The sequence below is a fragment of the Kitasatospora sp. NPDC001527 genome (assembly GCF_040298605.1).
Taxonomy (GTDB): domain Bacteria; phylum Actinomycetota; class Actinomycetes; order Streptomycetales; family Streptomycetaceae; genus Kitasatospora.
Genome location: NZ_JBEPAM010000018.1, coordinates 86,136 through 110,032 on the forward strand (window position 1 = coordinate 86,136; position 23,897 = coordinate 110,032).

Below are 23,897 nucleotides of genomic sequence, written 5' to 3' on the forward strand. Positions count from 1 at the left end.
GGTCAGCCGTCCAGCTCGGCGAGGAAGTCCAGGGCGATCGCCCAGGTGCGCTCGGCGGCCTCGGGGTCGTAGTCCGCCAGGTCCGGGTCGGTGAAGAGGTGGCCGGCGCCGTGGTAGCGGTGGATCTCGACGTCGGCGCCGGTCTTGCGCATGTTGAGGTACCAGGCGTTCAGCCAGTCCTCCGGCTCGAACGGGTCCGGCTCGGCGACGTGCAGCTGGACGGGGATCGAGGTGGCGGCGTCCTCGCGGATGTCGGAGGTGCCGTGCAGCAGGAGCAGGCCGCGGGCGTTCTCGTCGGCGAGGGCGAGGTTCTGGGCGAGCGAGCCGCCGAGCGAGAAGCCGGCGTAGACCAGGGTGGCGCCGGAGGCCAGCAGCGGGGCGGCCACGCCGACCGCCCGGCGCAGCAGTTCCTCGCTGCCCAGCTCCTCCTTGTACGCCATGCCCTCCTCGACGTCGTCGAAGGCCCGCCCCTCGAAGAGGTCGGGGGTGTGCACGGTGTGCCCGGCGGCGCGCAGCCGGTCGGCGGCGGCGTGGACGGCGGGGCGCAGGCCGTAGGCGGAGTGCAGGAGCAGGATCTGGGCCACGGGGAGAACTTCCTTGCAGCGGGCGGGAACCACCCCATCATCGCTCATGGCCGCCAGGTGGCCGCCCCCACCCGGCGGAGTGGCGGGACATCACACACCGGTGAATCACCGACAAACAGTCAGTTCTACATATGGAACACATCGTTACCCGCCGGTAGCCTGTCCGCCGTGACCGACCTTGTCAATGACATGACCCCCGCCCACCCGCACCGTCGCCAGGTGCTCAAGGCCACCGCCATCGTGGCGGGCGCCGCCGCCCTGCCGCTGACCCTCGGCGCCACGGCCCAGGCCGCCACCGCCCCGCAGTTCCTGCACGGCGTCGCCTCCGGCGACCCGCTGCCGGACGGCATCCTGCTCTGGACCCGCGTCACCCCGGCCCCCGAGGCGGTCCCCGGCTCCGGCCTGGGCGCCGACACCGAGGTCCGCTGGGAGCTCGCCGCCGACAAGGGCTTCACCCGGATCGCGGCGAGCGGCACCGTGACCACCTCCGCCGCAGCCGACCACACCGTCAAGGCGGACGTCCGCGGCCTCGCCCCGGACACCGCCTACTGGTACCGCTTCACCGCCGGCACCACGACCTCCCCGGTCGGCCACACCCACACCACCCCGGCCGCCGACGCCGCCCTCGACCGGCTCCGCTTCGGCGTCGCGTCCTGCGCCAACTGGGAGGCCGGCTACTTCTCCGCCTACCGCCACCTGGCGGCCCGCGGCGACCTCGACGCCTTCCTCTTCCTCGGCGACTACATCTACGAGTACAAGAGCGGCGAGTTCTGCGCCGCCGGCTCGGTGGTCCGCCCGCACGCGCCCGCCCACGAGATCCTCACCCTCGCCGACTACCGCACCCGCCACGGCCGGTACAAGACGGACGAGGACCTCCAGGCCCTGCACGCCCAGGTCCCGGCCATCGCGATCTGGGACGACCACGAGTTCGCCAACGACGCCTGGTCCGGCGGCGCCGAGAACCACACCCCGGGCGCCGAGGGCGACTGGGCGGCCCGGGTCGCCGCCGCCAAGCAGGCCTACTTCGAGTGGATGCCGGTCCGCCCCTCCATCGCCGGCACCACCTACCGCCGCCTGCGCTACGGCAAGCTCGCCGACCTGCACCTGATGGACCAGCGCTCGTTCCGCTCCCAGCAGGTCAAGGTCGGCAACGGCGACGTCGACTCGGCCGACCGCAGCATCACCGGCCGCGCCCAGATGGACTGGCTGAAGGCCGGCCTCTCCGCCTCCGACACCACCTGGCGCCTGATCGGCAACGAGGTGATGATCTCCCCGGTCGCGTTCTTCTCGCTGCCGGACTACCTGCTGCGCCCGCTGGCCAAGCTGCTCGGCCTGCCCGGCGAGGGCCTGGCGATCAACACCGACCAGTGGGACGGCTACACCCACGACCGCCGCGAGCTGCTCGGCCACCTCAAGGCGAACGGCATCACCAACACCGTCTTCCTCACCGGCGACATTCACTCGGCCTGGGCCTCGGACGTCCCGCACGAGGCCGCCACCTACCCGCTGTCCGGCAGCGCCGCGACCGAGTTCGTGGTCACCTCGGTCACCTCGGACAACATCGACGACATCCTCAAGGTCGCGCCGCAGACCCTGTCGCTGGTCGCCGCCACCGCGCTGAAGGCCGCCAACCCGCACATCAAGTGGGTCGACCTGGACTCGCACGGCTACGGCGTCCTGGAGGTCACCCCCACCCAGACCCAGATGGACTACTACTCCCTCTCCGACCGGACCCGCAAGGACGCGACCAGCAAGTGGACGCGCTCCTACCGCACCAAGTCCGGCACCCAGAAGATCGAGCGGGTCTACTCCCCCGTCAAGTAGCCACCACCCCACCGGGCCCCGCCCCTCCGGCCGCCCCCGGAGAGGCGGGGCCCGCCCCGCCGGGGAGACCCGGACGGCTCCGCCCTCCGTCGTCCGGGCGACCCACCCTCCACACTCAGAGCAATCGATCCGTCACACCGTGCACTGGTCGCACATAGTGACGATATGACCAGAGAATCCTGCGGTCCTCCGTGGCTCCGTGCCCGAACGGCCCGCCTCGTCACCACCATCGCCACCCTGGGAATCCTCGGCACAGGCCTGACCGGCGCCGCCGCCCAGGCGGCCGTACCCCCGGCCCTCCACCCGGCCGCGCCGGCTCCGGAGCGCGTCCGGGCCACCGGCAGCGTCCTGCTGGACGAGGCGTTCACCGGCGCCACCGCCGACCCGCGCTTCCTCGCCGTCGGCTCCGCCTGCCTCACCGGTGCGGCGCCCGCCACCCCGGGGCCGGGCAACCATCCGCTCGGCGGCTGCCCCGCCGCCGAGACCGGACCGGTGCCGCCGCTCAACAGCGCGCCGCTCGGCTACCTCCGGCTCACCGACGCCTCCACCGACCAGAGCGGCGCCGTCCTGTTCGACCAGGCGCTGCCCGCCGGCAACGGCCTGGACGTCACCTTCGACCAGTGGCAGTACGGCAGCACCACGCCCAACACCCCGGCCGACGGCATCTCCTTCTTCCTGGTCAACGGCGACACCTCGCTCCAGCACCCCGGCGCCTTCGGCGGCAGCCTCGGCTACGCCCAGAAACTGCCCGACGACGACCCCAACCTCGCCTTCCTGCCCGGCGTCGACCGGGGCTACCTCGGCGTCGGCCTGGACGTCCTCGGCAACTACTTCGGCGACTGGGAGCAGCGCGGCAACGGCTGCGCCCAGCGCTCGCCGGCCGGCACCGGGTTCCGGATCCCCGCGCCGGGCTCCAACATGGTCACCGTTCGCGGCCCCGGCGACGGCACCACCGGCTACTGCTTCCTGACCGCGACCACCAGCAACTTCACCACCACCGGCCCGTGGCCCTCCACCCTGCCGGGCACCCTGCAGGGCCCGCTCACCACGCTGCCGCCCGGGGTGACCCCGGACCAGGCGCAGACCCTGCTGGAGCCCTCCCGCCGCCGGGTGAACGTCCACCTGACGCCCGCCCCCTCCCCGGTGCTGACGGTCAGCATCGACTTCAACGACGGCACCGGCTCGCACCAGGTGCTCTCCACCCCGGCGCCCGAACCGGTGCCCTCCACCTACAAGTTCGGCTTCGCCGGCTCGACCGGCCTGTTCACCGACGTGCACCTGATCCGCAACGTCACCCTGTCCACGGTCGCGCCGCTGCCCCAGCTGAACCTGGTGAAGCAGCCGCACGAACCCCTGCCCGGGCTGCTGACGGTCGGCACGCCCGTGCCGTACGACTTCGTGGTCACCAACGCGGGCGGCACCACGCTGAACAACGTGGCCGTCAACGACCCGCTGGTCGGCGAGATCACCTGCCCCAGCACCACCCTCGCCCCCGGCGAGACGATGACCTGTACCGGGACGTACCAACTCACCGCGGCGGACGCCGCCCTGGGCCACTTCACCAACACCGCACAGGCCTCCGGGACCTCCAACGGCGACCCGGTGCTCTCCCCGCCGTCCACCGCCACCGTGCCGGTGGTCGCCCCGCCGGGCATCACCCTGACCAAGCACGTGGACGCGCCCGAGCCGTTCGCGGTCGGGGCGACCGTGCCGTACAGCTACGTGGTCACCAACACCGGCGGCACCCAGGTGGACGGCCTGGTGGTGACGGACGACAAGGTCACCGGCATCGTCTGCGACTCCACCGTGCTGGCACCGGCCGGCAGCCCGGGTGACAGCACCGTCTGCCACGGCAGCTACACCATCACCGCTGCCGACGGCCAGTTCGGCTCGGTCACCAACCACGCCCGCGCCGGCGGGACCTCGGGCGGCCAGCCGGTCGTCTCGCCGGAGGCCGAGGCGACCGTCACGATCACCGGGACGTTCGGGCTCGACCTGCGCAAGCAGGCGAGCACCGCCGGACCGGTGCACGTGGGTGACGTCGTCACCTACACCTACACCGTCACCAACACCGGCGGGACGACGGTGAACACCCTCACCGTCCGGGACGACCACACCCCCACGGTCACCTGCGACCGCACCACCCTCACCCCGGGCCAGGTCGCCACCTGCAGCGGCAGCTACACGGTCACCGCCGCCGACGCCCAGGCCGGCCACCTCACCAACACCGCGCTGGCCGACGCGCTCGGCCCGCAGGGCCAGCCCGTGGAGAGCCCGCCGGCGCAGGTCACCCTGCCCGTCGCTCCGGTCCCCGCCGCGCTGGGCCTGACCAAAACGGCGAGCACCGCCGGACCGGTGCACGTGGGTGACGCCGTCACCTACACCTACACCGTCACCAACACCGGCGGCTCCACGGTGCACGACCTCGCGGTGTCCGACGACCACGCGCCCAACGCCACCTGCGACCGCACCACCCTCGACCCCGGCGAGTCCGCCACCTGCCACGCCACCTACACCGTCACCGCCGCCGACGCCCAGGCCGGCAGCCTCACCAACACCGCCCACGCCACCGGCACCGACCCCCAGGGCAACCCCGTCCGCAGCCCCGACGCCCAGGTCACCCTGCCCGTCACGGCCGGGGCGGCGAGTCTGAGCATCACCAAGACCGCCGACACCGACGGTTCGGTCCACCCCGGTGAGACCCTCACCTACACCTACACCGTCACCAACACCGGCGGCTCCACGGTGCACGACCTCGCGGTGTCCGACGACCACGCGCCCAACGTCACCTGCGACCGCACCACCCTCGACCCCGGCGAGAGCGCCACCTGCCACGCCACCTACACCGTCACCGAAGCCGACGCCGAGGCCGGCCACGTGACCAACCGGGCCTTCGCCACCGGCACCGACGCCCAGGGCGATCCGGTCCGCAGCCCGGACGTGGAGCTCTGCATCACCGTCGTCCCCTGCCCCCCGAAGGGCCACGGTGACAAGGGCGGCGCCTGCCCGGGCCACCCGGGTCACGGCGGCGGCTACGGGAAGTCGCAGGACAGCGCCTCCGGCCCGCACGCGGTACCGCCGAACGACGGGCCCGGCAGCCTGTCCGACACCGGCGCACCGGTCACCGGCCTGGCCGCGGCCGGCGGCCTGCTCGCCCTCGCGGGCGGCGCGCTGCTCCACCGGGCCCGGCGCCGCGCGACGGCCGCCGCCGTCCACGCCGCCCCGTAACGCCTGTCACGCACCGTAGCATCAGTCACACACCGTAGTACCGGTCGGCAGGGCCGACCCCGAACGGCCCCGTCCCCGGCCTCCGTCAGGACGCCGGGGACGGGGCCGTCGCCGCGCCCGGGCCACCGCGGACCGGGCCTACGACACCACGTCCTTGCGGGTGAAGCCCCGGAAGGCGAGCGCCAGCAGCACCACCGCGTAGGACAGCGACAGCGAGACGCCCTGCACCATGCCGCCCCACTCCATCCGCGGCTGCAGCGCGTCCGCCCACGCGTACTGCCAGTGCGCCGGCAACCAGGCCCGCAGGTCCCCGAGCGCCGTGATGGCGTCCAGCACCCCGGTGACGATCGAGGCGAACACCGCCCCGCCGACCGCCCCCAGCGGCGCGTCCGTGGCGGTCGAGAGCCAGAACGCCACCGCGGCGACCACGATCTCGCTCAGGAACACGTACACCACCGCGACCGCCAGCCGCGGCAGTGCCTCCCCCGCCGTCAGACTCGCGCCGGCGGGCAGCTGGAGGTCCCCCCAGCCGTACGCGACGGTGCCCACCAGCAGCCCGACCAGCGGCAGCAGCGTCACGGCCACCGCCGAGAAGAGCAGTCCCACCAGGAACTTGCGCACCAGCAGCCGGGCCCGGGGCACCGGCGCGGCCAGCAGGTAGCGCAGCGAGGACCAGCTGGCCTCCGAGGCCACCGTGTCGCCGCAGAACAGCGCGACCGGGATCACCAGCAGGAAGCCGGTGCCCATGAAGAGCATGGTCGCCGCGAAGTTCGGCCCGGAGGCGGTGGCCAGCTCGATGAACGTGGTCCGGTCGGTCCGCCCCGGGGTGCCCGCGACCGCGAACGCCGCCAGCACGACCAGCGGCATCGCGGCCAGCACCCCGCCGATCACCAGCGTCCGGCGCCGCCGCAGCTGACGGACCACCTCGACCCGGAACGGCAGCGTCCGCCCGGCCCGGTAGCCGGCCGCGTGGTCCGGCGCGGCCTCGGCCGCCACCCCTGCACCCACGGCGCTCACGCCGTACCTCCGATCAGCGACAGGAACGCGTCCTCCAGCCGGCGCTGCGGCCCGGCCGACTCCACCGGAACCCCGAGCCGCACCAGCTCGGCGAGCAGCTGACTGCCCGCCATGCCGTCCAGCCGGACGAGCAGTCCGCCCTCCACGGCCTCGGCCGAGCCGACCCCGTCCAGCGCGGCCACCTTGCCGGCCGCCGCCTCCAGGTCCGCCGACCCGAACGAGGCGTCGGTGCCGACCATCAGCTGCGTGCCGGCCCCGACGATCTCCGCGACCGCGCCGGTGGTGACCAGCCGGCCCCGGTCCATGACGACCAGGTCGGTGCAGCTCTGCTCGACCTCGGCCAGCAGGTGGCTGGAGACGATGACCGTCCGCCCGGCCGCCGCGTAGCGGATCATCACCTCGCGCATCTCGCGGATCTGCGGCGGGTCGAGCCCGTTGGTCGGCTCGTCGAGGATCAGCAGGTCCGGCAGGCCGAGCATGGCCTGGGCGATCGCCAGCCGCTGCCGCATCCCCTGCGAGTAGGTGCGCACCGCCCGGTCCAGCGCCTCGCCGAGCCCGGCGATGGCCAGCGCCTCCTCCAGGTGCGCGTCCGCCTCCGGGCGGCCGGTGGCCTGCCAGTACAGCCGCAGGTTGGCCCGCCCGGTGAGGTGCGGCAGGAAGCCGGCGCCCTCGACGAACGCGCCGACCCGGGAGAGCACCGGCGCGCCGGGCCGCACCAGGTGGCCGAAGAGCCTGATCTCACCGGCGTCCGGCCGGATCAGGCCCATCAGCATCCGCAGCGTGGTGGTCTTGCCCGCGCCGTTGGGCCCGAGCAGGCCGAGCACCTGGCCCTGCTCCACCCGGAAACCCAGGTCGCGGACGGCGTAGCGGTCGGCGGCGCCCTTGTAGCGCTTGCTCAGGCCGGTGATCTGCAGCGGCACCCCGGCCAGCGCCGGGTCGTACGCCGGTCCGTGCGCCCGGCGCGCGGACCGGGCCGCGCGCAGCCGCGGCACCAGCACCAGCGCGGCGGCCAGCGCGAGCGCGACCAGCGGCAGCACCCAGGTCCGGGACGGCAGCGGCGCCGCCTCGGTGACCAGCTCGTCCACGGTCGGCACGGTCACCGGCCCGGTGACCGCCGCCCGGTAGGTCGCGGGCTCGACGGGCGAGGCGTAGGCCAGGTCGGTCGAGGCGAGCACCAGCCGCAGCCGGTGCCCGGTGTCGAAGGTGTGGTCGAGGGTGGGCAGCGCCACCGTGACCTCGCGCCCCTCGGGCGCGTCCGCGCCGGTCACCCGCAGCGGCGCGGACAGCTGCTGCGGCAGGCTCTGCTTGCCGTCCGGGGCGACGTCGTACAGCTTGGCGAAGAGCACCGCGTCCGGCCGGTCCGCCCGGACCCGGACGGGCACGGTCGGCTGTCCGGTCAGGTGCACCGAGCCGTCCAGCGGCGCCGACTCGAAGGCGGCGAACTGCCCGGGGAAGTCCAGCGACAGCCCGGCACCCAGCGAGGAGGCCTGGCTGAGCGCGCCGCCGAATCCGGGCAGCGCGGAGATGTTGGGCGGTGCGCCGCCGGGCGGGTTGGCGAAGGCCTGCTCGGGCTCGCCGGTGGGGGCCTTCAGCTCGAACTGCCGGGAGCCGGTGCCGCCGAGGCCCGGGTAGGCGTCCGCGCTCGCGCCGCGCAGCACCGCCTGGAAGCCCGTCGAGTCGACCCCGCCGGTCCGGGTCACCCGGAACGCCGCGCCGGTGTCGCCGTCGCCGCCCTTCAGGTACCGGTCGAACCACTCCGCCACCCGGCCGTCCACCCGCGCACTGGTGTCGGTCGCGCCGTCGTGCCCGCCGGCGAACCAGTCCACCGCCACCGGGGCGCCGTTGGCGGCCACCGCCCGGGCGATCGCGTCGCCCTGGTCGAGCGGGAACAGCGAGTCCTGCTGGCCCTGGATCACCAGCGTGGGCGCCTTCAGCCGCGCGGCCACCGAGGACGGGCTGGAGCGGTCGAGCAGCGCGACCGCCTCCGGGTCGGCGTGCCCGGAGGCCGCCACCCGGTCGTACATCCGGCACAGCTCGTCCAGGAACCGGCCGCAGCCGACCTGCCCGCCGCCCTGATCGGGCGCCAGGGCCGGGCGCGGCGCACCGCCGGACGGCCCGAGCTCGCCCGCCGAGCCGGTGGTGAAGAAGATCCCGGCCCACAGCTTCTTGAACACGCCGTCGATCGCGCCCGAGCCGCGCACCCCCTGCGGGAACAGCGCGTCGGCCAGGTTCCACCAGGTGATCGCGCTGGCCACGGCATCGATCCGGCTGTCGTGGGCCGAGCCGAGCAGCGCCACCGCGCCGCCGTAGGAGGCGCCGGTGATCCCCACCCGGGGGTCGCCGGGGCCGTCCAGCCGTACCTCGGGGCGCTGCGCCAGCCAGTCGACCAGGTGCTTGACGTCCTCGACCTCGCGGTCCGGCGCGTTCAGCCCGATCCGTCCGCCGGAGCGCCCGAAGCCGCGCGCCGACCAGGTCAGCACCGCGTACCCCTGCCGGGCGAGCTCCTGGGCGCGTTCCCGCTCGCCCTCCTTGGAGCCGCCGAAGCCGTGTCCGAGCAGGACGGCCGGGCGCGGGCTGTCGCCGGTGGTGAAGAAGGAGGTGTCCAGTTGGACGACCTGCGCGCTGCCCGGTGTCTCGGGCATCGCGAGGAAACGGTCCTCCTGCCGGACGGACTGCTCGCCGCCGGCCGCGACGGCCACCGCCGTCCCGACGCCGGCCACGGCCACCAGGGCCACCGCCCCGGCCACCAGTCTCCGTCCGGCGGCCGTCCCACGGCCTCGCCACCGGCGCCACGCCCCACCGAGCTCCATGGCGGTGATCGTAGCCGCCCGCGGAGTAGGCGTCCGATAAAATCACCGGCGTCCACCACCGGCGCCGCCGGCCTCGGAGGCCCGCGGCGGGCCTACAGCACCCGGGTCATCGTCCGGTGCGGGATCCCGGCCTCGTCGTACACCGGCCCCTCGGCCGCGTACCCCAGGCGCTCGTAGAACCCGAGCGCCTGCACCTGCGCGTGCAGTTCCACCTCGCGCGCTCCGCGCGCCAGCCCGGCGGCCTCGACCGCCCGCACCAGCTCCGCGCCGAGCCCGGTCCCCCGGGCCGTCCGCAGCACCGCGAGCCGGCCGAGCAGCACCCGCCCCTCGATCCCGCCGGTGATCTTCAGCGCCTGCTCCCCGAAGATCAGCCGCGCGGTCCCGACCGGCTCACCGTCCGGGCCGAGCGCCAGCAGGTGCTCCGAGGTGGGGTCGAGGTCGTCCCACTCCTCCTCCTCGGAGATCCCCTGCTCGACGATGAAGACGTCCCGCCGCACACGGTGCACCAGCGCGAGGTCGGACTCCCCCCGCGCCACCCGGACCGTCCCGGCCATCCCGGCCTCCTCAGCTCTCCGACGCGATGATGTCCAGCGCCTTGCGCAGGTCGGCGGGGTACTCGCTGGCGAACTGCACCCACTCGCCGTCCGCGGGGTGCTCGAAGCCGAGCGAGACCGCGTGCAGCCACTGCCGGGTCAGGCCCAGCCGCTTGGCGAGCGTCGGGTCGGCCCCGTAGGTGAGGTCGCCGACGCAGGGGTGGCGCAGCGCGGACATGTGGACGCGGATCTGGTGGGTGCGGCCGGTCTCCAGCTTGATGTCCAGCAGCGAGGCGGCCCGGTAGGCCTCGACGAGGTCGTAGTGGGTGACCGACGGCTTGCCCTCGCGGGTGACGGCCCACTTCCAGTCGGAGCTGGGGTGCCGGCCGATCGGGGCGTCGACGGTGCCGCTGAGCGGGTCCGGGTGGCCCTGGACCAGCGTGTGGTACTTCTTCTCGGTCACCCGGTCGTGGAACTGCCGCTTGAGGTCGGTGTAGGCGCGCTCGGACTTGGCCACCACCATCAGCCCGGAGGTGCCGACGTCGAGCCGGTGCACGATGCCCTGGCGCTCGGCCGCGCCCGAGGTGGAGATCCGGTAGCCGGCCGCGGCGAGCCCGCCGATCACGGTGGGGCCGGTCCAGCCGGGGCTGGGGTGCGCGGCGACGCCGATCGGCTTGTCGACGAGCACGATGTCCTCGTCGTCGTGGACGATCCGCATGCCCTCGACCGGCTCGGCGACGATCCGCACCGGCGCGGCGGGCGCCGGGATCTCGACCTCCAGCCAGGAGCCGGCGGTGACCCGGTCCGACTTGCCGGCGACGGCGCCGTCGAGCGTCACCTTCCCGTCGGCGGCCAGCTCGGCGGCCTTGGTCCGGGAGAAGCCGAACATCCGGGCCAGGGCGGCGTCGAGGCGCTCGCCCTCCAGGCCGTCGGGAACGGGGAGGCTGCGGATCTGCGCTGCGGTACTCACCCGTACGAGTATGCCGGACGCGCGCCGTCCCCCCGGACGCTCCCGCCCGGGGGCCGCCCGGCCCTACTCGGCCTTGCCCGCCTTCTCGCCCTTCTCCGTCTGCTGGTGCACGGTGCCGTCCGGGTTGCTGCCGCGGAAGGAGAGCAGGACGACGAGGATGCCGCCGCAGACGATCGCCGAGTCGGCGAGGTTGAAGACCGCGAAGTGCTGGACGGAGATGAAGTCCACCACGTGCCCGCGGAAGACGCCGGGCGAGCGGAACAGCCGGTCGGTGAGGTTGCCCAGCGCCCCGCCGAGCAGCAGGCCGAGCGCGATCGCCCAGGGCAGGCTGTACAGCCGTCGGGCGATCCGCCAGATCACCACGATGACGGCCGAGGCGATCATGGTGAAGACGACGGTCAGTGCCTGCCCCATGCCGAAGGCGGCGCCGGAGTTGCGGATCACCTGGAAGGTCACCACGTCGCCGATCACCTCGATCGCCGCGTGGTTCTCCAGCCGGGCCACGACCAGCAGCTTGCTGCCGAAGTCGATCAGGAAGGCGAGCAGGGCGACGGCCAGCAGCACGCCGACCCGCCGGGGACCCTTGGGCTCCTCGGCCCGCTCGGCCTGCTCGGCGTCCCCGGACGGGGCCGGACCCTCGGTCTGCACGGGAGCCTCCGGCTGCGCGACGGGCGCCTCCCCGGCGGCCGGGGTCTCGGCCGCGACGTCGGCGGGCGTCGGGACGGACTCGTCCCGGGTCTGGGGGGAACCTTGCGTACTGATGATCCGCTCCGCTGCCGTGACGTGGGGGCCGAGGGCCGGTGGAAAACCCGATCCACCGAGGGATCGGGCGACGTTACGGGGTCGAGCCTACGGCAAGCCCGACCCCCCACGTCGCCCCGGTCGGTCGCCCGGAGTGGTCAGCGGCGTTCCTGCTTCGCCTTGCACTGGACGCAGAGCGTCGCCCGCGGGAAGGCCTGCATCCGCGCCTTGCCGATGGCCTGGCCGCAGGACTCGCAGGTGCCGAACCCGACGCCCTCCAGCCGGGCCAGCGCGTGCTCGGTCTGGGCGAGGCTGTCACGGGCGTTGTTGGCCAGCGCCAGCTCGCTCTCCCGCGAGATGTTCTTCGTACCGGCGTCCACCTGGTCGTCGCCGGCTCCGTCGTTGGAGTCGCGCATCAGACCGGTGATGGCGGCCTCGGCCGCGCCGATCTCGTGCTGGAGCCGCTCCAGCTCGCTGATCAGCTCGGCGTGCAGCTCGTGCACCTCCTCGGAGGTCCACGGGTCCTCGCCGGGCCGGACCGGCAGTTCGGCCGGGTCGACCGACTCGGCGCCGCCCCCCGCGGGCCGCGCGGAGGTCCCGGCCGGGGCCGGGGTACGGGTGCGGCCCGGGGCCACGAGATCGGTGGTGTTCTTGCGCCGTGCGGTAGTGGTCACGGTCCCCTCCCCTGGGTCGCCTGCCACGGCCTTGCGTGCCCGCTTGGTGGCGGTACCCGCGCCGGTTGCCTTCTCAGCCATGGCTTCGACCCCATCTACGAACGAATCGAGCCGCCGGTTCCCGGCGGCCTCCGGTGCCGGAACGATAATCCCGATCAAAAACGGTCACAACATGACATACCGACGCCTCACAATGATCCCACCCGGGCAGACGTCACAGCCGCCACGCCCAGCACGCCGAACAGAGTTGTGCCCCCCGCCCGGGCGCGCCGAAACCGACTTGCGACGGCCGATACACTGGGCCTGCAAGGCGCAGATGGGGACGAGTACCGCAGTACGCAGCCACCAGCGACCCGGGGACGGTGTGAGCCCGGGGGTGTGCACCGCGCGAAGATCACCCCGGAGCCGCCGGAAGAACGGTCCGCGACGTCGCTCGCCGGCCCAGTAGATCCGGCCGCAAGCCCAAACAAGAGGGCCGCACGCAGCACCGCGGCCAAGGAGGGTGGTACCGCGGGACGGCACGCCGTCTCGTCCCTCCGTCGGATCCCGTCCACGCATCCGCCGGAGGTAGACACCCGCGATGGCCAGTACCTACAACCCCGTCCCCGCGCAGGTGGACCTGCCCGCCCTCGAACACCGGATCCTCTCCTTCTGGCAGGACAACAAGGTGTTCCAGCGCAGCCTGGAGCAGTCCGAGGGCCGCCCGGAGTGGGTCTTCTACGAGGGCCCGCCGACCGCCAACGGCATGCCCGGCGCCCACCACATCGAGGCCCGCGTCTTCAAGGACGTCTTCCCCCGCTACCGGACGATGAAGGGCTACCACGTCGCCCGCAAGGCCGGCTGGGACTGTCACGGCCTGCCGGTCGAGCTGGCCGTCGAGAAGGAGCTGGGCTTCTCCGGCAAGCAGGACATCGAGGCGTACGGCATCGCCGAGTTCAACGCCAGGTGCCGCGAGTCGGTGACCCGCCACACCGACGCCTTCACCGAGCTCACCACCCGGATGGGCTACTGGGTCGACCTCGACGAGGCCTACCGCACCATGGACCCGTCCTACGTGCAGTCCGTCTGGTGGTCGCTCAAGCAGATCTTCGACAAGGGCCTGCTGGTCCAGGACCACCGGGTCGCCCCCTGGTGCCCGCGCTGCGGCACCGGCCTGTCCGACCACGAGCTGGCCCAGGGCTACGAGACCGTCGTCGACCCCTCGGTCTTCGTCCGCTTCCCGCTGACCAGCGGCCCGCTGGCCGGCCGGGCCGCCCTGCTGGTGTGGACCACCACCCCGTGGACCCTGGTCTCCAACACCGCCGCCGCCGTGCACCCCGAGGTCACCTACGTGGTGGCCACCGACGGCACCGAGCGGCTGGTGGTCGCCGAGCCGCTGCTGGCCAAGGCCCTCGGCGAGGGCTGGGAGCCGACCGGCGAGTCCTTCACCGGCGCCGAGATGGAGCGCTGGGCCTACCGCCGCCCGTTCGACCTGGTCGAGATCGAGAACGCGCACTACGTCCTCAACGCCGAGTACGTCACCACCGAGGACGGCACCGGCATCGTCCACCAGTCGCCCGCATTCGGCGCCGACGACCTCGCGACCTGCCGCAAGTACGGCCTGCCGGTGGTCAACCCGGTGCTGGCCGACGGCACCTTCGCCCCCGAGGTCCCGCTGGTCGGCGGCCAGTTCTTCAAGAAGGCCGACGAGGCCCTGGTCAAGGACCTCCAGGCCCGCGACCTGCTCTTCCGCCACCTGCCGTACGAGCACAGCTACCCGCACTGCTGGCGCTGCCACACCGCGCTGCTCTACTACGCGCAGCCGTCCTGGTACATCCGCACCACCGCGGTCAAGGACGCCCTGGTCCGGGAGAACGAGGCCACCAACTGGTTCCCCGAGAACGTCAAGCACGGCCGCTTCGGCGACTGGCTGAACAACAACATCGACTGGGCGCTCAGCCGCAACCGCTACTGGGGCACCCCGCTGCCGATCTGGCGCTGCGAGGAGGGCCACCTCACCTGCGTCGGCTCGCTGGCCGAGCTGACCGAGCTGACCGGAACCGACCAGAGCGGCCTCGACCCGCACCGCCCGTACATCGACGAGGTCACCTTCGCCTGCCGCGACTGCGGCGGCACCGCGACCCGGGTGCCCGAGGTCATCGACGCCTGGTACGACTCGGGCTCGATGCCCTTCGCCCAGTACGGCTACCCGTACCAGAACAAGGAGCTGTTCGAGAAGCGCTACCCGGCGCAGTTCATCTCCGAGGCGATCGACCAGACCCGCGGCTGGTTCTACACCCTGATGGCCGTCGGCACCCTGGTGTTCGACAAGAACTCCTACGAGAACGTCGTCTGCCTGGGCCACATCCTGGCCGAGGACGGCCGCAAGATGTCCAAGCACCTGGGCAACATCCTGCAGCCGATCCCGCTGATGGACCAGCACGGCGCCGACGCCGTCCGCTGGTTCATGGCCGCCGGCGGCTCGCCCTGGTCGGCCCGCCGGGTCGGCCACGGCACCATCCAGGAGGTGGTCCGCAAGACCCTCCTCACCTACTGGAACACCGTCGCCTTCCAGGCCCTGTACGCCCGCACCTCCGGCTGGGCGCCGTCCGCGGCCGACCCGGCCCCGGCCGACCGCCCGCAGCTGGACCGCTGGGTGCTGTCCGAGCTGAACACCCTGGTCCGTGAGGTGGACGCGGCCTTCGAGGCCTACGACACCCAGCGCGCCGGCAAGCTGCTCTCCGGCTTCGTCGACGACCTCTCCAACTGGTACGTGCGCCGCGGCCGCCGCCGCTTCTGGCAGGGCGACGCCGCCGCGCTCGCCACCCTGCACGAGGCGCTGGAGACCGTCACCCGGCTGATGGCCCCGCTGACCCCGTTCATCACCGAGCAGGTCTGGCAGGACCTGGTCGTCCCGGTCGCCCCGGACGCCCCGGCCTCGGTCCACCTGGCCACCTGGCCGGAGGCGGACGAGTCGCTGGTCGACGCCGACCTCTCCCGCCACATGGCGCTGGTCCGCCGCCTGGTCGAGCTCGGCCGGGCCACCCGCGCCGAGTCCGGGGTGAAGACCCGTCAGCCGCTGTCCCGGGCACTGATCGCCGCCCAGGGCTGGGACGAGCTGCCCGCCGACCTGCGCGCGCAGATCGCCGAGGAGCTCAACGTCTCCGCCCTGGAGTCGCTGGCCCAGGTCGGGAGCTCGCTGGTCGACACCACCGCCAAGGCCAACTTCCGCGCGCTGGGCAAGCGCTTCGGCAAGGGCGTGCAGGACGTCGCCAAGGCGGTCGCCGCCGCGGACGCCGCCGGGCTCGCCGCCGAGCTGCGCGCCGGGGGCACCACCTCCGTCGAGCTGAACGGCGAGACCGTCGCCCTCTCCCCCGACGAGGTGATCATCACCGAGACCCCGCGCGAGGGCTGGGCCGTCGCCAACGAGTCCGGTGCCACCGTCGCCCTCGACCTGGCGATCACCCCCGAGCTGAAGCGCCTCGGCATCGCCCGCGACGCGATCCGCCAGATCCAGGAGGCCCGCAAGAACTCCGGCCTGGACGTCGCCGACCGCATCGTCCTGCGCTGGCGGGCCACCGACGACGAGACCGCGGAGGCCATCGCCGAGCACGGCGCCCTCGTCGCCGAGGAGGTCCTCGCCACCGACTTCGCCGCCGGCGCCGCCGACTGGCAGTCCGACACCTTCTCCGACGACTCCCTCGGCCTCGCCTTCCAGCTCCGCAAGGCCTGACCGAACCCGCCGAAGCCGCCGCCGGTCCCCGACCGGCGGCGGCTTCGCCGTACCCCCCGCGCGACCCGACCCGGCCCCGCGCGAACCCGGCCCGGCGCGCCGGCAACGCAGAGCGCCCCCTCCCCGGCCCCGAAGGGTCGAGAAGGGGGCGCTCGCGACAGCGGCTACCGCCTAGTTGTCGCCGTCCTCGTCGATCAGGAAGCCCCGCATCGGCGCCGGCGCCTGCTGCATCGGCTGCGGAGGCTGCGGACGCACGGCCGCCATCGGCTGGGTCATCCCGGCCGGCTGCATCTGCGGCGCGCCCGAGTTGCCACCCGAGGCCTGCCCGCCGAAGCCCTGCCCACCCGAGTTCCCGCCGAAGGAGCTCTGCCCGCCGAAGGAGGGCTGGTTCCCGCCGAAGGACGGCTGGCTGCCACCGAAGCTCGGCGACGGGCTGCTCATCGCGCTCGCACCGGCCGGAGCCATCGACGACGCGGCCGGCGGCAGCGACGCGGTGGCCGGGATCCGCGGCGGGGCGAGCGAGTCGTCCGCCTGCGACTCCAGCTGGCGCAGCTGGGTCTCCAGGTAGGACTTCAGGCGCGTCCGGTACTCACGCTCGAACGCCCGCAGGTCCTCGACCTTGCGCTCCAGCGTGGCGCGGGCGGACTCCAGCGAGCCCATCGCGACCCGGTGCTTCTCCTGGGCGTCCCGCTCCAGCGCGTCGGCCTTGGCGCGGGCGTCCCGCTCCAGACCCTCGGCCCGGCTGCGCGCCTCGCCGACGATCTTGTTGGCCTCGGAGCGCGCCTCGGAGATCGCCTGGTCGGCGGTCTGCTGGGCGAGCGCCAGCACGCGGGCGGCGCTGTCGCCGCCGGGGCCCTGCTGCTGCATCGGGGCGCCGAGCGGGCCGCCCATCTGCTGCGGGCCGCCCATGGGGCCGCCCATCTGCTGCATCTGCTGCTGGCCCATGCCCTGGCCCATGGGGTTGCCCATGCCCTGCGGGCCGCCGGGGCCGCCCATCGGCTGCAGCATCTGACCGCCCATCGGCTGCACCAGCTGCTGCTGGCCGCCCATGGTCTGGCCCATCTGCTGCTGCGGACCACCGGGGCCGCCCATCGGACCGCCCTGGCCGGCGGGGAGCTGCGGGGCGCCGGACGGCAGGCCGAGCGGCTGGTTGCCCATCTGCTGCTGCTGCGGGCCGGGACCCATCTGCTGCTGCTGCGGACCGCCCGGGCCCATCTGCTGCTGCGGGCCACCGGGGCCACCCTGCTGGCCGGGGACCGGCGGGCCGGATATGGCGGCCGGCACCGGCGCGCCGGAACGCGCGTCCTGCGGCGGCTCCTTGCGCATGTTGGCCTGGTTCTGCGCGGCGGCCCGGGTCGCGGCGGCCAGCTTGGCGCGCAGGTCCTCGTTCTCGCGGAGGAGACGGGTCAGCTCCGCCTCGACCTCGTCGAGGAAGGCATCGACCTCGTCCTCGTCATAGCCTTCGCGCAGGCGGACGGTCGTGAACTGCTTGTTCCGAACGTCCTCGGGGGTCAATGGCATCTCTTCACCTCAACGTGATCGTCGGCACACCGGCATCCTGTCGCATCGCTCACCTACGACTAGGGCCGCACAAGCGAGATCAGGACATACACAATGATCATCAGTACGAAGAAGGACAGGTCGAGCGCCACGCCCCCGAGACGCAGCGGCGGAATGAACCGCCGCAGAAGCTTGAGCGGCGGATCCGTGACAGTGTACGTGGCCTCGAGGACCAGAACCATGGCCTTGCCGGGCCGCCACGAACGCGCGAACTGGAACACCCAGTCCATCACCAGCCGCACGAGCAGGAACACCAGGAAGACGGTCAGTGCGTAGTAGAGCACTGCCCACACGATCTCCATCGCGCTTCCCTCTCCCCTGTTCCCGGCCCTGGGGCCGCTCGTCTGTCGCTAACTCACTGTCGATCAGATCCACACGTAAAGTCGTGGCCGGGTCAGCTCTGGTTGAAGAACCCACCCTCGGCGATACGGGCCTTGTCCTCCGCCGTGACATCGACGTTAGCAGGCGACAGGAGGAACACCTTCTGCGTCACGCGCTCGATACTGCCGTGCAGACCGAAGACGAGTCCAGCGGCGAAGTCTACGAGTCGCTTCGCGTCGGTGTCGTCCATCTCCGTGAGATTCATGATCACGGGGGTGCCGCCACGGAACTGTTCGCCGATGGTACGGGCCTCGTTGTAGGTCCTCGGGTGCAGCGTGGTGATGCGGTAGGGCTCTCGTTCGTTCACGACCTTGGGCATGATCACCGGGGCGCTCTTCTCCAGGTTGTGGCGGCGGTCGGGTGTGATGGACGACACTGGGGCCATCCTCGGGGTCTCCTGGCGGATCGGGACGGCGGCCGGCACCGGCTGCGGGGTGATCGAGGAGACCGGCGCGGGCGCCGGCGCGGCCGGCCGGGGGATGTCCTCGGTCCGTCCGGTCCGCATCGGCTCGGGGTCCGCGTCGTAGTCGTCATCGGGGTCGTACCCCTGGCCGTCGTACGTCTCGTCCTCCACGAGGCCGAGGTAGACCGCCATCTTGCGCATCGCGCCGGCCATGCTCCTGTCTCCTCCGCTTGTGGTGGACCGGCTCCGTCCCGGCGGCCGGGCCGTACGGCCCCGCCTGCGGATTCCGCGGTCCGCCCACGACGCTTCATCAGGCCGACGGCCAATCAGAGTTCGTGGATGAGGGCCGCGGAGCTGCGATCCACGGTTGGCTAGCGCTCAGATAAGCTGCTAGCTTCTGTCCTATTTTGTCCTGCAGTCTGATCTACTACCCGGTGACGTTACCCGAGGGGTGACCGCACTCCGAGTACCGCCGTTCCGACGCGCACATGTGTCGCTCCGGCGGCAATGGCCTGCTCAAGGTCACCGCTCATCCCTGCCGACACCATGGTGGCAGCCGGATGGGCGGTCCGTACGGCGGTTGCGATTTCCGCCAGCCGATCGAAGGCCGCGGCAGGGTCGCCCGCCAGCGGTCCGGCGAGCGGAGCGACCGTCATCACACCGTCCAGACGCAGCCCGGGCGTGTCGGCGATCGCGTCGGCCAGGGCCACGACGTCCGCGGGGGCGACGCCCGCGCGGTGCTCGCCCTCGCCGGCCTCCTTGTCCAGGGCGACCTGGACCAGGCAGCCGAGGTCGGCGCGCTCGGCCTTGCGCACCGCGGCGGCGAGCGAGTCCACCAGCCGCGGCCGGTCCACCGAGTGGACGTGGTCGGCGTAGCGGACCACCGAGCGGACCTTGTTGGTCTGCAGCTGACCGACGAAGTGCCAGGCAAGCGGAAGGTTTCTGCACTGCTCCGCCTTGGGCGCGGCGTCCTGGTCGCGGTTCTCCGCGACGTCGGTGACGCCCAGGCCGGCCAGCAGTGCGGTGTCCTCGGCGGGGTAGGTCTTGGTGACCACGATCAGCCGGACCTCGTCGCGCGCCCGCCCGGCGGCGGCGCAGGCGTCGGCGATCCGGCGCTCGACGACCTCCAGATTGGTGCCCAGTTCCTCGTAGCGGGCGCGCTGACCCTCCGTCAGCGCGTCCAGCCACTCCTTGTCCGGAAACCGGTCGTCGCCACTCGGGAACGGTCCGTAGATGTCATTCGTCATCAGTGTTCAGAGCCCAACCAGACGTAGCTCGCGAGCCGGCCCGTGCGCTGCTCGCGGCGGTAGGAGTAGTGATCGGCGGATTCGAGGGTGCAGACCGGTGATCGCACCACCTCGGTGACCCCCACGGCGGCCAGCTGGGCCGCGACTCCCTCCGGCACGTCCAGCGCCGGGGTTCCCCAGGAGGTCTGCGCGTACGCGGCGGGCACCCGGTCGGCGACCTCGGCGCGCATCTGCGCGGGCACCTCGTAGCAGCGGCCGCAGACGGCGGGGCCGGTGGCGGCGGCGATCCGCCCGGGCTCGGCGCCGAGCTCCACCATCGCCCGGACCGCCGCCGGGACCACCCCGGCGGCGAGGCCGGGCCGCCCGGCGTGGGCGGCGCCGACCACTCCGGCGACCGGGTCGGCCAGCAGCACCGGCGTGCAGTCGGCGGTGAGCACCGCCAGCGCCAGCGGCCGGTCGGTGACCACCGCGTCGACGGTCGGGGCCTGCCCCGCCGGCTGCCGCCGCGTCACCACGGCCACGTCCGCGCCGTGCACCTGGTTCATCCAGACCACGTCGGCCGGGTCGAGGCCGAGCGCGCGGGCCGCGATCGCCCGGTTCTCCCGGACGGCCTCCGGGTCGTCCCCCACCGCACCGCCGAGGTTCAGCTCCCCGTACGGCGAAGTGCTCACCCCGCCCCACCGAGTGGTGAAGGCGAAGTGAGCACCGTCGCGGACCGCGTGGTCGATCACTTAAGGAAATCCGGGACGTCGAGCTCCTCGGCCGGGCTCTCCACGAACGGCTGGCGGGCCGGCTGCACCTGCGGCGGCACCGGGGCGGCGGTCGCGGTGGCCGGGGACTCGGCCGGGCGGGCCGGGGCGGCGCCCTCGCCCTCCGGGCGGGCGGTCACCGAGCCGATGCCGCCGTAGGCGGGACGGCCGGCCGGGCGCTCGGGGGCGCTGCCGCCACCGGACGAGGCGGCCGGCGGGCTGGCCGGGGACGCGCTCGCCTTGACGACCGGCTCGCGGACGATGGCCGGCGGCTGCCCGCCGTCGAAACCGGCCGCGATGACGGTGACCCGGACCTCGTCGCCGAGGGCGTCGTCGATGACCGCACCGAAGATGATGTTGGCCTCGGGGTGGGCCGCCTCACTGACCAGCTGGGCGGACTCGTTGATCTCGAACAGGCCGAGGTCCGAGCCACCGGAGATGGAGAGCAGCACGCCGCGGGCGCCGTCGATCGAGGCCTCCAGCAGCGGCGAGGAGATCGCCATCACGGCGGCGGCCTTGGCGCGGTCCTCGCCGCGGGCCGAGCCGATGCCCATGAGCGCCGAACCGGCGTCCGACATGACGGACTTGACGTCGGCGAAGTCGAGGTTGATCAGACCGGGGGTGGTGATCAGGTCGGTGATGCCCTGGACACCGGAGAGCAGGACCTGGTCGGCCGAGCGGAACGCGTCCAGGACGCTGACCTGGCGGTCCGAGATGGACAGCAGCCGGTCGTTGGGGATCACGATGAGGGTGTCGACCTCTTCGCGCAGGGAGGCGATGCCGTCCTCGGCCTGGTTGGCGCGGCGCCGGCCCTCGAAGGTGAACGGGCGGGTGACCACGCCGATGGTGAGGGCGCCCAGTGAGCGGGCGATGTTGGCGACCACCGGCGCGCCACCCGTGCCGGTGCCACCGCCCTCACCGGCGGTCACGAAGACCATGTCGGCCCCCTTGAGGACCTCCTCGATCTCCTCACGGTGGTCCTCGGCGGCCTTCCGGCCGACCTCGGGGTTGGCGCCGGCGCCGAGGCCCCGGGTGAGTTCACGGCCCACATCGAGCTTGACGTCGGCGTCGCTCATGAGGAGGGCCTGCGCATCGGTGTTGATCGCGATGAACTCGACGCCCTTGAGACCGACCTCGATCATCCGGTTGATGGCGTTGACACCACCGCCGCCGATGCCGACGACCTTGATGACTGCGAGGTAGTTCTGCGGTGCTGCCACGTCGAAGGCCTCTCGCCTCGAATTTCCGGGTCGGCCCGATACCCGGAACGGGCCGAACCGACGGATGTCGATGGGTAGGGAGCCTGGTTTCTGACGTAATGTCCGAAATGCCGACCGCCGACCCCAACCCTAAACTTGACCTTTAGGGTTAGTGCTGTGCCTCTGTCACATCACCAGGAAACACAGTCTGGTGACACAGGACACTAGGTGGCTCCGGCCACGTGTTTCAACGAACACGCCGAGCTTCCCTTTTTCTTTTGAGCCTATGTGATCATCGACCGGCGGATGAAACCGGGGTGACCACCAAGCGTCAGGCCGACACGAAACCGCGTCAACCCCTTCCTGCAGCAGAAAACCTACCGGATCATCCGGACACCGCAGGCGAGTCAGGGGCGCTCACGTCGAAGTTCGTACCCTTCTGATTCAGCAGTGCCACCAGGACCCGGGCTTTTCGATCGGTCTGCTCCGGGCTCCCCCAGCGCACCGTCACACCCCCGCCGAGCTGCACCTGGATGTCGTCGTACGAGTGCACGAGGACGGCCCCGGCCCGCTGCAGGACGTCCGCCGGCAGGCCGGCGGCCACCGCGACCGCGCCCCGCACCAGCTGCGCATGGTCGATCACCGATTCGGCGTCCAGGGCCTGCTGGCTGAGCTTCAGCTCCACCACCGGCACCCCCTCCGGGGCGGCAGGCTCGGTGGCGAAGCTCACGCCGCCCGCGTCGACCTGGGTGAACTGCCCGTCCTCGCCCCTGACCACGGCGACCGCCGTGCGCTGGGTGACCTTCACCCGCAGGGTGTTCGGCCAGCCCCGCCAGACCTCCGCCCTCGCCACCCGGGGGATCGCCTCCACCCGGCGGCGGGCCTCGTCGAGGTCCACCCGGGCCAGCGGGCCGGAACCGACCCCGCCGAGCGCCGAGCGGACCTCGTCGGCCGTCAGCCGGTCGTCCCGCATCCCCTGCACGGAGACCGAGCGGACCTCCAGCACCGAGGAGAAGAACACCAGCCAGGACAGCGTGCCGAGGAGCACCGCGGTCAGACCGCCCAGCACCAGCGCCCCCCGCCGGGAGAGCCGGAGCCGAGGAGCGTACTCCCCGGCCTCGAACTCCTCGTCGAGAGGGTCGGCGAGCCGGGCGTCAGCCACGACGGCGGCCGCCCCGGGCGGCCTCGATGGCCTCGTAGACCATGCCGACCAGCAACTCGTCGGCGTCCCGGCGGCCGAACTCGGCGGCGGCCCGGCTCATGTCCCACAGCCGCTGCGGGTCGGTGAGCACCGGCAGCACGTTCTGCAGCACCCAGTCCGGGGTCAGCTCGGCGTCGTCGACCAGCAGGCCGCCGCCGGCCTTGACCATCGGCTGGGCGTTCAGCCGCTGCTCGCCGTTGCCGATCGGCAGCGGCACGAACGCGGCGGGCAGGCCGACCGCGGCCAGCTCGGCCACCGTCATGGCGCCGGCCCGGCAGAGCATCATGTCCGCCGCCGCGTAGGCGAGGTCCATCCGGTCCAGGTACGGCACCGGGCGGTACGGCGGCATCCCGGGGATCTCGTCCACCTGCGGCAGCTCGTTCTTCGGGCCGACCGCGTGCAGGATCTGCACCCCGTACTGCTGGAGCCGGGGCGCGATCGCGCTGATCGTCTCGTTCAGCCGGCGGGCGCCCTGCGAGCCGCCGGTGACCAGCAGGGTGGGCAGCCGCTGGTCGAGGCCGAAGTAGTGCCGGGCCTCGGGGCGGACCGCGTTGCGGTCCAGGGTCGCGATGGTCCGGCGCAGCGGGATGCCGATGTACCGGGAGTCGCGCAGCTTGCTGTCCGGCGTGGAGACGGCGACGAAGTCGCTGTAGCGGGCGCCGATCTTGTTCGCCAGACCGGGCCGGGCGTTGGCCTCGTGCACCACGATCGGCACACCGGCCCGCTTGGCGGCCAGGTAGGCGGGCATCGCGACGTAGCCGCCGAAGCCGACCACGGCGTCCGCCTTGACCCGCTCGATGATCTCCTGGGCGGCCCGGACGGTGCCGCGCAGCCGGCCCGGGACGGTGATCAGCTCGGGGGTGGGCTTGCGGGGCAGCGGGACGGCCGGGATCAGCTCCAGCTGGTAGCCGCGCTCGGGCACCAGCCGGGTCTCCAGGCCGCGCTCGGTGCCGAGGGCGGTGATCCCGATGGACGGGTCATGCCTGCGGAGGGCGTCCGCGAGGGCCATGGCCGGCTCGATGTGACCGGCGGTCCCCCCGCCGGCGAGTACGACATGCACCGAA

The 23,897-nt window shown here is 73.0% G+C and carries 18 protein-coding genes; 3 read left to right on the plus strand and 15 right to left on the minus strand.

All coding sequences use genetic code 11. The annotated features are described in order from the left end of the window. Positions 1-2 precede the first annotated feature (2 nt). Positions 3-632, minus strand: a complete 630-nt coding sequence (locus ABT238_RS18975; RefSeq protein ID WP_350769087.1) for a dienelactone hydrolase family protein — start codon at positions 630-632, stop codon at positions 3-5. Positions 633-773: 141 nt separating this feature from the next. Here ABT238_RS18975 and ABT238_RS18980 point away from each other — a divergent pair, with 141 nt between their 5' ends. After that, complete coding sequence (locus ABT238_RS18980) at positions 774-2,408, plus strand: alkaline phosphatase D family protein (RefSeq protein WP_350769096.1); 1,635 nt, start codon at positions 774-776, stop codon at positions 2,406-2,408. A 165-nt stretch (positions 2,409-2,573) separates the two neighbouring features. Continuing rightward, complete coding sequence (locus ABT238_RS18985; RefSeq protein WP_350769088.1) at positions 2,574-5,636, plus strand: CLIPPER-2 domain-containing protein; 3,063 nt, start codon at positions 2,574-2,576, stop codon at positions 5,634-5,636. Positions 5,637-5,774: 138 nt separating this feature from the next. Here ABT238_RS18985 and ABT238_RS18990 read toward each other — a convergent pair whose 3' ends face one another. The 6 genes from ABT238_RS18990 to ABT238_RS19015 all read right to left on the minus strand — a co-directional run bounded on the left by ABT238_RS18990 (position 5,775) and on the right by ABT238_RS19015 (position 12,381). Continuing rightward, the gene (locus ABT238_RS18990) at positions 5,775-6,653 is read right to left on the minus strand and encodes an ABC transporter permease (protein ID WP_502884216.1); all 879 of its coding nucleotides are present in this window, start codon (positions 6,651-6,653) and stop codon (positions 5,775-5,777) included. Further along, positions 6,650-9,463: an alpha/beta fold hydrolase gene (locus ABT238_RS18995; protein WP_350563705.1), complete on the minus strand. Its 2,814-nt coding sequence runs from the start codon at positions 9,461-9,463 to the stop codon at positions 6,650-6,652. Before ABT238_RS18995 ends, ABT238_RS18990 begins: the two co-directional genes overlap by 4 nt. Positions 9,464-9,555: 92 nt before the next feature. Further along, complete coding sequence (locus ABT238_RS19000; protein WP_350769089.1) at positions 9,556-10,017, minus strand: GNAT family N-acetyltransferase; 462 nt, start codon at positions 10,015-10,017, stop codon at positions 9,556-9,558. A 10-nt stretch (positions 10,018-10,027) separates the two neighbouring features. Further along, positions 10,028-10,966: an RluA family pseudouridine synthase gene (locus tag ABT238_RS19005; RefSeq protein WP_350563709.1), complete on the minus strand. Its 939-nt coding sequence runs from the start codon at positions 10,964-10,966 to the stop codon at positions 10,028-10,030. Positions 10,967-11,029: 63 nt separating this feature from the next. Then, positions 11,030-11,614: a signal peptidase II gene (gene lspA, locus ABT238_RS19010; RefSeq protein WP_350769090.1), complete on the minus strand. Its 585-nt coding sequence runs from the start codon at positions 11,612-11,614 to the stop codon at positions 11,030-11,032. A gap of 251 nt (positions 11,615-11,865) precedes the next feature. Next, positions 11,866-12,381, minus strand: coding sequence for a TraR/DksA family transcriptional regulator (locus ABT238_RS19015; protein WP_350563714.1), 516 nt, complete (start codon positions 12,379-12,381; stop codon positions 11,866-11,868). A 580-nt stretch (positions 12,382-12,961) separates the two neighbouring features. Between ABT238_RS19015 and ileS the strand changes: the two genes are divergently transcribed. Then, positions 12,962-16,093, plus strand: a complete 3,132-nt coding sequence (ileS, locus tag ABT238_RS19020; protein WP_350563716.1) for an isoleucine--tRNA ligase — start codon at positions 12,962-12,964, stop codon at positions 16,091-16,093. A 171-nt stretch (positions 16,094-16,264) separates the two neighbouring features. Here the strand turns inward: ileS and ABT238_RS19025 are convergent, their stop codons facing one another. The 8 genes from ABT238_RS19025 to murG all read right to left on the minus strand — a co-directional run bounded on the left by ABT238_RS19025 (position 16,265) and on the right by murG (position 23,893). Next, positions 16,265-17,614 carry a DivIVA domain-containing protein gene (locus tag ABT238_RS19025; RefSeq protein WP_350769091.1) on the minus strand — a complete coding sequence of 450 codons (1,350 nt, stop codon included), beginning with the start codon at positions 17,612-17,614 and terminating at the stop codon, positions 16,265-16,267. 59 nt (positions 17,615-17,673) lie between these two features. Continuing rightward, positions 17,674-17,955 carry a YggT family protein gene (locus ABT238_RS19030; RefSeq protein WP_030301231.1) on the minus strand — a complete coding sequence of 94 codons (282 nt, stop codon included), beginning with the start codon at positions 17,953-17,955 and terminating at the stop codon, positions 17,674-17,676. Positions 17,956-18,047: 92 nt separating this feature from the next. Continuing rightward, positions 18,048-18,650, minus strand: coding sequence for a cell division protein SepF (locus tag ABT238_RS19035; protein WP_350563720.1), 603 nt, complete (start codon positions 18,648-18,650; stop codon positions 18,048-18,050). A 227-nt stretch (positions 18,651-18,877) separates the two neighbouring features. Then, positions 18,878-19,684: a YggS family pyridoxal phosphate-dependent enzyme gene (locus tag ABT238_RS19040; protein WP_350563722.1), complete on the minus strand. Its 807-nt coding sequence runs from the start codon at positions 19,682-19,684 to the stop codon at positions 18,878-18,880. Beyond that, positions 19,684-20,415, minus strand: a complete 732-nt coding sequence (gene pgeF, locus ABT238_RS19045; protein ID WP_350769092.1) for a peptidoglycan editing factor PgeF — start codon at positions 20,413-20,415, stop codon at positions 19,684-19,686. The genes ABT238_RS19040 and pgeF overlap by 1 nt, the downstream gene beginning before the upstream one ends. After that, entirely contained in the window at positions 20,412-21,653 is a 1,242-nt protein-coding gene (gene ftsZ, locus ABT238_RS19050; RefSeq protein WP_350563727.1) for a cell division protein FtsZ, read from the minus strand. The genes pgeF and ftsZ overlap by 4 nt, the downstream gene beginning before the upstream one ends. 364 nt (positions 21,654-22,017) lie before the next feature. Beyond that, positions 22,018-22,794 carry a cell division protein FtsQ/DivIB gene (locus ABT238_RS19055; RefSeq protein ID WP_350563729.1) on the minus strand — a complete coding sequence of 259 codons (777 nt, stop codon included), beginning with the start codon at positions 22,792-22,794 and terminating at the stop codon, positions 22,018-22,020. Beyond that, complete coding sequence (gene murG, locus ABT238_RS19060) at positions 22,787-23,893, minus strand: undecaprenyldiphospho-muramoylpentapeptide beta-N-acetylglucosaminyltransferase (protein WP_350563731.1); 1,107 nt, start codon at positions 23,891-23,893, stop codon at positions 22,787-22,789. The genes ABT238_RS19055 and murG overlap by 8 nt, the downstream gene beginning before the upstream one ends. Positions 23,894-23,897 lie beyond the last annotated feature (4 nt).